Origin of the sequence: Candidatus Megaera polyxenophila (assembly GCF_029982035.1) — a bacterium.
Taxonomy (GTDB): domain Bacteria; phylum Pseudomonadota; class Alphaproteobacteria; order Rickettsiales; family Rickettsiaceae; genus Megaera; species Megaera polyxenophila.
The window spans coordinates 236,261-248,343 of record NZ_CP104166.1 but is presented as its reverse complement, the minus strand read 5'-3'; the positions used below and the strand labels follow the sequence as shown (position 1 = coordinate 248,343).

Annotated in this window: 9 protein-coding genes; 2 read left to right on the top strand and 7 right to left on the bottom strand. The window is 35.5% G+C overall.

Annotated features, from left to right (window positions below):
• Positions 1-3: 3 nt before the first annotated feature.
• Entirely contained in the window at positions 4-387 is a 384-nt protein-coding gene (locus N3Z16_RS01230; RefSeq protein WP_282485819.1) for a hypothetical protein, read from the bottom strand.
• Positions 388-546: 159 nt separating this feature from the next.
• On the opposite strand from N3Z16_RS01230, the gene N3Z16_RS01225 reads away from it, so the two are divergent.
• Positions 547-3,753: a Sca4 family protein gene (locus N3Z16_RS01225; RefSeq protein WP_282486436.1), complete on the top strand. Its 3,207-nt coding sequence runs from the start codon at positions 547-549 to the stop codon at positions 3,751-3,753.
• A 145-nt stretch (positions 3,754-3,898) separates the two neighbouring features.
• Here N3Z16_RS01225 and tnpA read toward each other — a convergent pair whose 3' ends face one another.
• From tnpA to N3Z16_RS01210, 3 genes are all read right to left on the bottom strand, one after another.
• The gene (tnpA, locus tag N3Z16_RS01220; RefSeq protein ID WP_282485655.1) at positions 3,899-4,342 is read right to left on the bottom strand and encodes an IS200/IS605 family transposase; all 444 of its coding nucleotides are present in this window, start codon (positions 4,340-4,342) and stop codon (positions 3,899-3,901) included.
• Between the two features lie 64 nt (positions 4,343-4,406).
• On the bottom strand, positions 4,407-7,250 hold the full coding sequence (locus tag N3Z16_RS01215) for a Tn3 family transposase (RefSeq protein ID WP_282486435.1): 2,844 nt from the start codon (positions 7,248-7,250) through the stop codon (positions 4,407-4,409).
• Positions 7,243-8,142, bottom strand: a complete 900-nt coding sequence (locus N3Z16_RS01210) for a tyrosine-type recombinase/integrase (protein ID WP_282486434.1) — start codon at positions 8,140-8,142, stop codon at positions 7,243-7,245. The genes N3Z16_RS01215 and N3Z16_RS01210 overlap by 8 nt, the downstream gene beginning before the upstream one ends.
• 275 nt (positions 8,143-8,417) lie before the next feature.
• Between N3Z16_RS01210 and N3Z16_RS01205 the strand changes: the two genes are divergently transcribed.
• Positions 8,418-9,110 carry a Sca4 family protein gene (locus N3Z16_RS01205; protein WP_282486433.1) on the top strand — a complete coding sequence of 231 codons (693 nt, stop codon included), beginning with the start codon at positions 8,418-8,420 and terminating at the stop codon, positions 9,108-9,110.
• Between the two features lie 139 nt (positions 9,111-9,249).
• On the opposite strand, the gene N3Z16_RS01200 is transcribed toward N3Z16_RS01205, so the two are convergent.
• Genes N3Z16_RS01200 through ybgF form a run of 3 tightly spaced genes read right to left on the bottom strand, consistent with a single transcriptional unit; the run spans position 9,250 to position 11,865 of the window.
• On the bottom strand, positions 9,250-10,485 hold the full coding sequence (locus N3Z16_RS01200) for an outer membrane protein assembly factor BamB family protein (protein WP_282486432.1): 1,236 nt from the start codon (positions 10,483-10,485) through the stop codon (positions 9,250-9,252).
• Between the two features lie 29 nt (positions 10,486-10,514).
• The gene (locus tag N3Z16_RS01195; RefSeq protein ID WP_282486431.1) at positions 10,515-11,177 is read right to left on the bottom strand and encodes a DUF2659 family protein; all 663 of its coding nucleotides are present in this window, start codon (positions 11,175-11,177) and stop codon (positions 10,515-10,517) included.
• A gap of 16 nt (positions 11,178-11,193) precedes the next feature.
• Positions 11,194-11,865 carry a tol-pal system protein YbgF gene (ybgF, locus tag N3Z16_RS01190; RefSeq protein ID WP_282486430.1) on the bottom strand — a complete coding sequence of 224 codons (672 nt, stop codon included), beginning with the start codon at positions 11,863-11,865 and terminating at the stop codon, positions 11,194-11,196.
• Between the last annotated feature and the right edge of the window lie 218 nt (positions 11,866-12,083).

Here is a 12,083-nt window from a genome sequence, read left to right as displayed (position 1 = left end):
ACCCTAAGTTGTCACCCCTTTTTTAGCAGAAGTACAAGTACCATCACCATGTAATATATCAGTATCAAGCATTCCAGCTTTAAATAACCTTGCCACCGAAGCTTCGAAAATCTTATCAAAGCATCCGTGCTTAACCCAGAACTTAAAAGCATTATAGATATTAGTATAGTGAATTTCTGGCATGCCGTCTTTATTTTTGTCTATTGGTATCTGTTCCCATTGGCAACCAGTATGCATGAGTTTAAGAATGTAATTAAATAATTTGAAAAATGATATCTTTTTACTTGGACCACGTGTGCCTTTTTTAAGATGCGGTAAGACAAATTCGTTAAATTCATCTTCTCTCAAAACAGTAGGAAGCTTGTTGTATCGTCTAATTCTGCTCATTCTATTTGGTTACTTAAATAAAATTAATGAATACTCAATATATCTACAAACCTTTTAAATACAAGGCTATAATGGTTTTATTTCGTAAAAATTCAAACCCGCAATGAGTTCAAAGATAACACTTATGTTTTTTCCAAACGAACTGGAACCTTAGCTGGGTTGGAATCAACTTCGTTGAAATCTCCAAAGTCGGCTTTTAAAAGGAAAAGTGATGATGCTTATGAATATAGCGGTTATGAAAAGACTATGGTTACCTCCCTTCTTCTCGGAGATTTTTCTGTCCATTCAGGAAATATTGGAGTTATAAATATTGAAGGAGAAAAGGGAAAAAAACCTAAAAAGCAACTAGTCAGGATAGATTTTGGGGCTGCTTTTAGAGATTTTACAGATGATATTAACCCTTACCAGGATATACCAAATAGAGGAGGCGTAAAATATAAAAATAAATACCCTGATAAACCTCTACCTGCTAGATACCAAAAAAATTACTTTCTACGTGACCACCCAAAAGAGCGAACTATGAATAAAGCGTTCTCAGCTGAGTTGCGTAAGGTAGCAGAGATTGATCTAACTCCAGTTGTTGAAGCAAAGTGGGCAGAAATAGAGAAAAGCTTTAATTCTAAAACTATACAGGAGTTTGCTAAGCAAATTAAAGTTCCGGGAGCTGATAAAGGGGAGGTTACTTCAGGACAAATAAAAACTCATTTTACAGAGACCATGAAGAAAAGGCAGCAATCTTTAAAAGATATGGCCTGTGAGATTGATATAAAAATTGCTTTAAGCAAGGGGAAAAAATTAAACGTAGCAGAATTACAAGAAGCTATATCCAGAAATCCCAAATATGCAGAGCGTATTTTAAAAGACCCCAAAAATACTCAACTCCATCTTACTTTAAAAGAAGACCAATTGAAAGTATTACAGGAGCAATTCGATCAGAATATACATGTAAATATAGCAAAAAGCAGAAGTTATTTTGATGAAACTCTTAAATTAATGCAGCAACAGAATCTGGAAGAAATAGCGAAAGCGGAACGGGAAAGAAGAGATCCACTACCACCTCTTATTGATTTTTCTCAATATGCGGCCCTACAAAAACAATGGCATCAAGTTTTTGATAAAGCAGCTAAAAACCTTTCAAATGAGTTCAGTATTGATCCGGAGTATAGGAAAAAAACTCTGGATGCTATCGAGGCTATGAAAACAGAGATAGATGAATTTCGTTCGCTTCAAAAACCAGAAGCTTATAAAGAAGGGTTGTTTACAGAGATTTCTACACTTGGTAAAAAACTTGTAGATGCTACCAGTGAAATTGCTAGAGCTGCAAATAATCCCATTGATTATAATAAGTTTGATCTTACAACTGCAGCCGATAGCGGGGGTGTTACAGGAAGTAAACGTGTTAAGATGGATGGTAAAAATTACCAGTTAAAACCGTCAATTAAGGATAATGTTTTTAAGAGGCGTATTAAAGCTAACTGGACTGATAGAGAAAATTATGGTGAAGTAATTTCCTCTAAAATAGCCCGTAGGATTCTAATTACCGATTCTTTTGAAGCAGCTCCTAATGTTTCATTAGTATATGATAAGGTTGGAAAACGAACCCCGGTAGCTTCGAAATATCTAGAGGGGGATGAGGTTAGAACTTTAGACGAGTTTATTGTAGAAAAGACAGGTATTAAACTTAAAGATAAGCAGCATATAAAATTTGTTGATGGAAGCAGAAAAAAGGGCGGAGCAAATCCCGAAAAGAGAGAATATGATATTAGTGGACCAGAAAATGCTTCCTTACGTAAGGACATAGCAAAAGGTATAGCCGGTTCGATAATAAATGGGGATCATGATATTAATCCTGGTAATTTTGTTGTGGTTACCAAAGATGGACAAGATCGTGCAGCACGAATAGATTTTGGGCATGCTTTTAATGATCTCCTTAATACATCCAAAGCATTTGGTGGTACAGTAAGGAATAAGGATAATCAAGTTTTAGATTTTTTAAATAGAGAAAATGTTGCGGGTCTTAAGTTTGGAGCAAAATCTAAACTTTGGCGTGATTATCCTGGTATGATCCCCACTCAGGAAATGGCTGATGCTTTTAAGGAAGTGTCTCAATCACCAGGATTAAGCCAAGGAATAGCTGCTGGAAGGGAAGAATTTACAGCACTTTTGGAGGCGATGGAGCGAAATAAAGATGAGAAAGGGATTGCACATTTAAAAAAATCGTTGGACGCAATAAGTAGTAATATAAGCGGTGTAAAACTTGATCCTAAATTAAGTCCAAAAGAAACAATAAATGCTGCTTTTGCTAATATAGAGCAATTTGCCAAAGACAATCAACAAAAAATGGCAAGCGTAAGCAAACTTATGCAGCTTCAGGTAGATATTGATAAAATAATAGATGGGAAAAAGAAAGGTGATGAGCCGTCTAAAGAGCAAATTGATCAAATAAAAGCAGCATATGCCGAATTGGAAAAAGCTAAGGGAATAGGGCAGAAAGGTGGTGGATTAGAATGGGTAAAAACTAGTGCTAGCAAAGCTGCTCATAAAGGTGATTTAGAAAGCTATATCATGGAGCGTGGAAAACAGCTTGGGCTTAATAAGGAGTTAAGAAAAGAATTAGTTCGCACAGAAGGTGTGGTTATGACCCCTTCACCTCTTTTCTCACGATCCGGAGATTCAATTGCATTATCAGGTCAGCCAGTAGAGCGGGAAGTAGAAAGAACTGCTAGGGGATTAAGCGAAGCAGGCCAACCAGTCTTAACTACTACTAGCGGCAAACCGACTAGCCCCGTTATTGATCCTGTGGCGCTTGTCAGGCAGGAAGTAATTAACAAACAGGCTGAAATTTTAAAGCAGGCGGTTGCAATACTTCATCCTGATACGACTGGCCTTAGCATGGAGCAGTTTAAAGATTATTTAAAAAACCACCAGAAGCTAGTAACTGATGCGCTTGAAAATCCTGCCTTCAAGAAAGAGATAGCAGCGCAAATGCAGCAAGCAGAAGTAGAGGGTTATAAAAAATTTAATCAGGAATTTGCTAAAGTTGCAAAGCCTGTTGTGTGGGACGGGCCTTCTACAGCGAGCGAAAAAACACAAGTAGTCAAAAATAAAGCTGGCCAGGAAGTATGTACATTAAAAGAAACCACCTCATCTCAGTCATTTACAGCCGCTAATGGTAGTACAAAACAGGTTAGTACCCGCAGTATTGCATTTCCCCCGTCACTGAAAGAAGGAAGTGGCCCAATGCATGCATCATTTGCCTTAAAGGATGCAAACGGACATAACATGCCAGCTAAAGATGCAGTTTATTTTACCGTCCATTATGATAAATCGGGGAAGTTAATGGGCTATCGGCAACATAGCTGCTAAAAAGACCTATAGCGTATTATACGAACAATAGCCCATTAATATTATCTTGACAGTTACTTTTTTCTAAAGTAACCTGCAAAGCAGGTTATCTGTTGGAGTTCAATAAAAGAAATCCCCGCCGCAAGCAGCGGGGTATTTTAGAATTTTAGAAAAAAGCTAACTGATGGTCGTCATGCAGTTTCTTATATTCCTTGCCTTGATTTTTTACGTATTTTCCTATCATATTCTCATTTCCATGCTTACCTACCGTACTTGTGAAATATCCATCAGTCCAAAATTCTCCGCCCCATAATTGTTTCTTAACCTGTGGACATAATCTGAATATTTGACGAGCCGTAACACTTTTAATTATCGTTACTATTTTTGTTACGCTATAAGTCGGTACAGATTGTACTAAAAAATGTACATGGTCTTCATCAGTTCCTATTTCTAAAAATTTTATTTGATATCTCTTTTCTATCCCTAAACATACTTCCCTTAGCACTTGATCAACCGATACATCAAACACCGCTCGGCGATATTTTGCTGGAAATACCAGGTGATACAGTAAAACAGTAACATTGTGACTCTTGTGTATATATTTGCTCATCCCCACATCTTACGCCGCAAGCGGCGGGGAATATACCCAAAAGAGATTAAAAACTTCTACTTTCCTAAAAAGAATATTGGCCATGCACCAATGTATTTTTTGTTGATAGGGGTAAAACCCTTGCCATATCTTCTTCATCTACTTTAAAACCTTTCTGATTTAACATTTCATATACCTTTTGCATTTGCTCCGTATTCCATAGTACCATTGCATTTGACACAAAACTAAGACAACTGGCTTTGTTCATCATTTCTTCGTAATCATTTGTCTTAAATGATCCCTGATCCGCAAAAAATACATACCTTGCGAGTGCATGCCTGGATTCCCCACGATTTAATTGTTGTCTTACCGCATAGCGTAATTTTTCATCATGCAGGTACCTGAGTATGTATGTACTTTTAACTATTCTGCCTAGATGTACCAATGCTTTTGCCAGTTTTGTAAAGGTTTCCTGTGCATGCAATTTTTTTACAATTATATGAGGTTTAACTAATCCCATTTTCAGCGAACATACCAATCTGATTATGTCATCCCATTGTTCACATATCAAAGCTTCATCTATTTTTTCTTTACTAAATAATTCAGGATAGCTTGTAGCCTTTCTATCAAAACAATATAACTGCTGATCTTTTAGATCCTTAAAATGGGGTTGAAAAGATATACCTAATAAATAGCATAACGCGAATAATACCTCCGTAAAACCGGCTGTATCCGTAGAATGTTCAAATGGCCGAGATATATTCTGGTTATCCAGTAATCCGTCTAATACATAAACCGCTTCCCTAACCGCGCATGATAAAATTTCTGTATTAAAAACACTGCATTGGTCAGACATATGAGTGTATATCGTTATGCCCCTATCAAGAGCACCAAAATATCTTGGATGCATGGAGGAGTATAAGCCCTTATGACTTGTGCGGAATCTCATTCCGTCTGATGAACTACGCTCTCCTAGCCCAATTATTTTAGTTAACCAGTAATTTTGTTGTGCTGCGATCAGAATATCACTGGCATTTTTAAGATTGGCCGAGTTAATATAGTAGTTGGAGACATAACTCAGCTTATCACCGCTAATACCCCTGCAGTTCCTGCTAATTCCATATAACCCCAAATTTGTCGCGTGACCCGTTATTGCTGCGTTTAAAATATTCGGTAGTATCACATCTCTGGTTTTGTTCCCCTCTATTGGTTTAAAAGCTCTACCGTAGCCCGTCTGTTTTTGAACGTGGAAGAGTAAATCTTCTATTCTGATTGGTTCGATATAAGAATCCAATATGCCTTTGAGCTCCTTAACCTTAGCAGATTCCGGCAATGGATCATCTCTATGTATCACCAATCTATTGGTTCTTATCTCAGCAAAATTGCCATGACCAAATGATTTGGTAGCCATGTAAAGCTGTTCCGAAAACTCTTGTTTTAGTCTCGCTATGATATCGCTTCCCCGCTGGGGTACATTCATTTCCTTGTAATGGATCGCTTTTTCCTGTTTCCATTGCCGTGTACTATAAAGAGGATCCCAAAAATCCCTGTAATATTTGCTCTGTGGTAAATATAAATTCCCTGTTCTTAATCCCTTTTTTACCGCGAAGCATAACCCTATCTCCCATGCTTTTCTGTTCAGTTCGCCTGATTTTTTATATAGTCCTTTCTTCCACGGGTTTTCTATAAAGCCTGTAGGCATTTCTTTTGTAAATTTTTGTTCCTTGTGATAATGCCTATAGGCATTTAAGCCTGTCATCAGATCTTCACTTCCTGTAGCTGATTTAAATTTTAAATCAAAGAACCTTTGTAAAAACTTGGTTAAATAGCCATATCTTCTTTGGGCTAACTCTGATTTCCCATAAACCTCAAAGTCCTCTACCTTTTCACAGTCACTAATAATATCATCGAGGTTATTATTCGTATCTGTAAGTTCCTCACAAAACTGTTCTAAGGTTACAATCGAGCGGTTCTTGTGATCTCTTAACAGTTTCAGGGTTGATATTGCCCTCTGACTACTATCTCTGGCCCTGTTTCTAAGTTGTTTGAGCTCAATTTCGTAATCTCGGTTGACTCTTCTTTCTATTTCTCCTATCAGTTTGTCATAGCTACCTACCATAGCATCTATAATGGATTTGGTACTTTCATGTAAATAGCAAACCATCATAACATCCCGTTTTGTACTTGGCTTAATCCTTCTTATCGCCGCGATATCATATTTGTGAATTATTTGAGCCAGCTTCTCTGAATAGCTTGGATGGATTAATTTCCAGGGCAAAGATTCCAAATTCAATTTTAGCAATTCTTCTATTACCTCAATTTTCAGAGTAATGTTTTTAATATTTACCTCACCAATAGGCTTCTTTATCCCAGGCAAAAGAATATTGCGCTCGTATATTCTCTTTAAGTACAGGTGCTGTACTGCATTAATGCTTGTCGCGAAAGTTTCTAAAATATTTACCTGAGTCTTGTCGTATTTACTATATACATGCCTCATTAACTGGTTTTTGCACGGTAAATGTATTTTTGCTTTGATAAGAGAATTCTCAACTTCTTTAGCTATTTCATTCTTGTTACTAATTAGCAAAGGGTTCTGTTCTAAAAAATTGAGTATCAGGGTATCATTCTTAAAATCAAACTCTTTAAAACCCAAATACTGTTTTACTTCGCCTCTGATTCTAACCTCAATACTTTTATGATTGAATGCCAGTTGATTATGCACCAGCTCCAATTCAAGTTGTTTGGACAGGTGGTTTAAAACTATGATTGATATTTCCGACCAATCTTCAACGAAACGACCATTATTCCTTAAATGACAAATTTGTACCGCATATTTAAGCCTATTTGTGGTGCCTCTTGATTTTTCAATAACAAATCCTGTATCTTCTCCGGATAAAAGCCATTCTAGCAATAATCTTTCTTCATTCATTGATATATTGTCCCGCGTTTTCTACCGTATTGGCTAATCTTTCTTTTGAAGCCGCTGTATAAATAGAAGTAGTATCAAGCGACTCATGTCCAAGCAGAGCGCTCAACTCTACTAAACACTCTGGGTTTGACCTTAAGTAATTAATGGCAAAAGTATGTCTTAAAGTGTGTGGGCTCATATTTTCTATGCCCGCTTTGCCTGCTAAGCTATTAATTACCTTTTGCACAGCTCTGACAGTCATTTTTTTATTTTGTTTGCTTAAAAATACTACCTTTCTTTCCTCTAATTTTTTCCCTTCAAAATAATTCCGCAAAGCTTTTCTCGCTGAACTATTTAAAGGTATTGTTCTTTCTTTACCTCCCTTGGCGTTAACAATCCTTATTTCTCCTGATCTATCGTATAGTGTTAGGTCTCTCATTTCCAGGTTAACTATCTCGCCGACTCTAATCCCTGTCTGTAGCAAAAGTTGTGTAAGAGCATAATTGCGCTGTTTTGTCCCATGCGACGAATGGGAAGTTACCGATAACAGTTTGTGAATCTCATGCTTGGTTAATGCTTTAGGTTGCGTTCTTTTAATCTGCCTCAGGAATTTTATTTTTTCGGACGGATTCTTCTTGATGCGTTTCTGACCGGTCATGAATTGAAAGAAATTTCTTAAACTCTGAATATTTCTATTAATTGAGGAGGCTTTCTTTCGTTGATTATGAATTAAATAATCTTTGTAGGCATTTAAGTGGTAATGGGTTACTTTTTCGATATTTTCTGAAAAATCTATTTCTCGGTACCACTTGTAAAAATTTTTTATATCCGAAAGGTAATTTTTTATGGTGTTATCGCTAATATCTTCAGCAATCATCTTATCTTTAAAATTATTTAATAATTTATCTAACATGGTTAGTTTATATTATACGAATAATAGGGTATAGCCTTAGCGTATATGTTTGATTCGTATAATACAAATAGTTTCTTTATTAAGGTACGTATAAAATGCATTATACGCACTAATTATACGAATAATAAAGCGATTCCCGCCACTTTTCGGCGGCAAATTATCATTAAATGTTGTTAATATATTAAAAAATGGGAATCACAAAAGCCTGAACCCCAGATAAATCAACCACTACAAAATATTGTTCGCATAATTTCTTATAGGCCTTTTTAGCAGCTATGTTGCCGATAGGCCTAATGGAGGTTACCTCTCCCCAACCTATTAAATTTATGGGTAAAGAAGATAATGCAATTGGTTATATTGAGCGAAATGGAGAAGTATACACTTTGCCGGTGACGAAGAAAGCCTATAATGAAATGATGACGGAAGTTGCCAAAAATCAGGGTATGGGAATTAATTTATCTCCAAAAGAACAAATAGCCAGTGGGACTGAGGTAACGGCGCAAGTAAAACCAAAAGTAGAAGGCCCGTCCCAAGTACCGCTAGTAGAAGCAATGTCCAAGGTGCAAATTTCCGTTTCTGCATCAAAGGAAGATGCAATAAAAGAAATAGATAAAATATTAAAAAATAGGAAACCTGAGGAAGTTGCAAAAATGCTAAAGCACGAAGTTGCAAGTGGAAGAGATAGAATAGTTGATTTGGTCGCGCAAGCGACTTCATCAACTAGGCTTGACCGACCTTCCGATGTGCCAACCTTAAATAAATCGCATTACCTTGATGCTTATACTGATGGTATGAATCATTCTGCTCCTAAAGCTAAAAATACTATTGAACAAGGTAATATACACAGAGCAAGTGCTAAACTACTAGATTATGTCAAAGATATACCACCGATGCTTCATGCAAGCACTGTCCAGTTCAATACTTCACAATTAGCTAAAATAGCTAAAAAACCGGTACATGGGCATTGATGTTACACTGTGAGAACCAATTTATAATTGGTTCTCAGTAGATAAACCCCTAGCTGCTTAATTAACAATCCAATTACAACACGTAAGTTCTTTGTTTTTACTAAGACGTTGCGGTAGGATTATTAGCAGGCTGCAGAAGTTAAAATTTTACCTTTGTATCTGAAATTAAGTGTATGTTTCCACTGCAGCATGATATCCAATAGTATCTTATATTTTTATCAATAGCAGAAATAACAGCTTGTTCAGATAATCGACCTGAATCATTCGTGGTAAATTGATATAGTTCACCGTTGGAAGCTATAACATTTATCGCATAGCTATTTCCATCTTTAACAACAAAAGGATCTAGGAAAGTTACTGTTTTAGGTTTTTTAGACATACGTTCTTTTGGAGAAATAAGGTCTCCAGTCCAGCTCACTTTACCATCTGTTGTCGATAACAAGGCAATTTGTCGGGCATTATTTGTGACTATTAGGCTATTATCATGTAAAGTCATCGATTGTATATCATCAGCAGTTTTTATCCAGACCTCTTTGCCTTCTTTCAAATCAAGTTTTATTATTTTTCTGTTGCTGCTAGCAAAATAAGCAAAATTACCGCTTATAATAGGTTTTGTTATTATGACTGATGGTTCAAAATTTGGCAATCCTAACTCTTCAGAAGAAGATAGGCTATAACGCCATAATTCAGAACCATTACTAGCATTGAGATATACTACTTCCCCGGAACTATAACTGACCAAGGCATAACCATTATAAAGCACAGGATGAATATGGTTTCTTGAAGAAATAATTTCTATTCCGCCTTCATGCATCCACATTAATTTGGAGCTTTTTGTATTGTAAGCTATTACTTGATTACTAATTGTTTGTACCAGTAATAACTTATCGTCTGCCATAACTGGTTTGGTCCTAATTATATCAGGAAACTCTTTACGGATAAGTTCATTACCGCTTTCTACATCTAAAACAACTAAATTACGCGATCCATAAGTTACGTATAATTTATTATCACTAAATAATATGCCTCCGGAGTAAAAATATCTATCTACTTCGTTTCCAGCTATATTTTTACTCCATAATAGCTTTTTTTCTTTCAAAGAGAATGCACTAACATACCCCTGCTTATCGATACTATACATTATACCTTTAGCAACTACTGGTTCTGCGATAATTGCTTTCTTGGAAATCGTGTAAGAATGAGGTTTTTTTTCTTTAAAAGGGTTATTTTTACCAGTGGAAAATAAAGGCGGTGTTGCTGCTTCTACTTCAAGTTTTGGTGTTAAGTCAACAAGATTTTTTACTTTTGTACTACCTATGTTATCGCAGCTTGTTAAATAAAAAGGAATTAACAAAAATGCAAAGAGTTTATTCATAATATGTACCTAATATAGATTTATTAATTTTATGTCTTGATAGAAATTCCTGAAATGACAGCTTTTGCTTGTTCTTTTATGATTGCTGAAGCTCGTGGGAGCTTCAGAGTTTCAATTGCATACTGCTTGGCTAAGTCTAATTGGTTATTTTTTAAGTGAAATAAGGATTTTAATAGAGTAGCTGTTGCGTAAAAAATCTGAGAATCCTTAGTAAAATATTGTAAATATTCCCTGGTTTTATTTTCCTGCTCACTATTTAAATTCTCGATATCAAGAACTAAGCTAATATATAAAATCCTGGCATAAGCTTTAGTTATTTCAGAGTAATCATTATTGTTAATTATCTTGCTAAGAAGCCCCATAGAATCTGATACATTAGTTAGTTTTGTTTGTTCGCTAACTAGCTTTATTGATGCTAACTCAGATAATTTACTTTTATTGTTAATTTCGATTTTTTTAAGTAAGTCATTAAGTAATTTGGTATCCTTGGATTCATCAGAAATTAATTGAACAAACGAATCTCCTATTTCCTGATTATGTGTAGCCTTTGCTTGTAAAAACCAGTTATACCCTGCTATTCCAAGAGCAACAATGATTGTTAACGTTATGATAGCAGGAAAAAGTTTTCTAAAAAGCTTAAGCCTTTTTGCGTCTTTTTCGTCATTTAATATTTCTTCTAAGATATCAGACATTGTTAGCTAACCGTTATTATTTTTTACAATTAAAATTCGCTCTTGCTTCAGCAGCTCTTTTTAAAGAATCCGCAGATCTTTTAGGGAATTCTGTCTCTAGCTTATCAAGAATAACGCAAGCCTCTTTTTGTTTTTTCAGTTTCCCCAGAGAAAGTGATAGTTTTAGCAAAGAATCACTAGCTTTAGAACCCGTTGTGTATTCTTTATAACCTTTAAGGTAATGGATAGCTGCTTGGTTGAAATTGCCTTGCCGGTAAAAGCTTTCAGCATACCAAAAAACTGCATTTTCCCGAAGTTTATGATCTTTGTGATTTTGAATGAAATTCGCAAATTTCTCTTCTGCTTCGCTAAAATTACCATCTTTTAAAGACGCAAGGGCAAGGTCATATTCAGACTGAATTTCAGTAGTCTTATTTTCTTTAGAAGCAATTTTTTTGCCTTGAGCTAGCGGTGAATGCGCCTCTTGTGACTGAGTTATTTGCTTATCTAAGTTAGGTTTAGGTTCTGAATTTGGCTGTTTTACTTGCATAGCAGCAACAGTTTGTTCCAGATGGTCAAGGCGGCTTTGTAATGATTTTATTTGAGCTGACTGTTTCTTAATAATAGCAGCGTATCCCTCTTCACCGGCAAAGGCACAGTTAACAGCAAGTATCAAGGCCATTATTGTTAGCGTTAATAAGTTTCTCAATATCATTTTAAGTAGATGTATAATTAATTTTTAAATATTAATATTAACCCTAGTTATAATAACTAAAATTCTTTTTTAGTCTAGTTTTATTCTGTCTCGGTTGTGCTTAAAACATAAATATATCAGAAATTTTCATGTAATTTTTACTGAGCTTAACATAACAAGTCTATTGTATTTTATAAAAAAACATAATAGACTCCTATGCAAAAATAAATATT

Excerpts from the sequence above, each read along its gene's own strand:
- N3Z16_RS01230 (WP_282485819.1), bottom strand. The coding sequence starts at position 387 with ATGAGCAGAATTAGACGATACAACAAGCTTCCTACTGTTTTGAGAGAA.
- tnpA (WP_282485655.1), bottom strand. The coding sequence starts at position 4,342 with ATGAGCAAATATATACACAAGAGTCACAATGTTACTGTTTTACTGTAT.
- N3Z16_RS01215 (WP_282486435.1), bottom strand. The coding sequence starts at position 7,250 with ATGAATGAAGAAAGATTATTGCTAGAATGGCTTTTATCCGGAGAAGAT.
- N3Z16_RS01210 (WP_282486434.1), bottom strand. The coding sequence starts at position 8,142 with ATGTTAGATAAATTATTAAATAATTTTAAAGATAAGATGATTGCTGAA.
- N3Z16_RS01205 (WP_282486433.1), top strand. The coding sequence starts at position 8,418 with ATGTTGCCGATAGGCCTAATGGAGGTTACCTCTCCCCAACCTATTAAA.
- N3Z16_RS01200 (WP_282486432.1), bottom strand. The coding sequence starts at position 10,485 with ATGAATAAACTCTTTGCATTTTTGTTAATTCCTTTTTATTTAACAAGC.
- N3Z16_RS01195 (WP_282486431.1), bottom strand. The coding sequence starts at position 11,177 with ATGTCTGATATCTTAGAAGAAATATTAAATGACGAAAAAGACGCAAAA.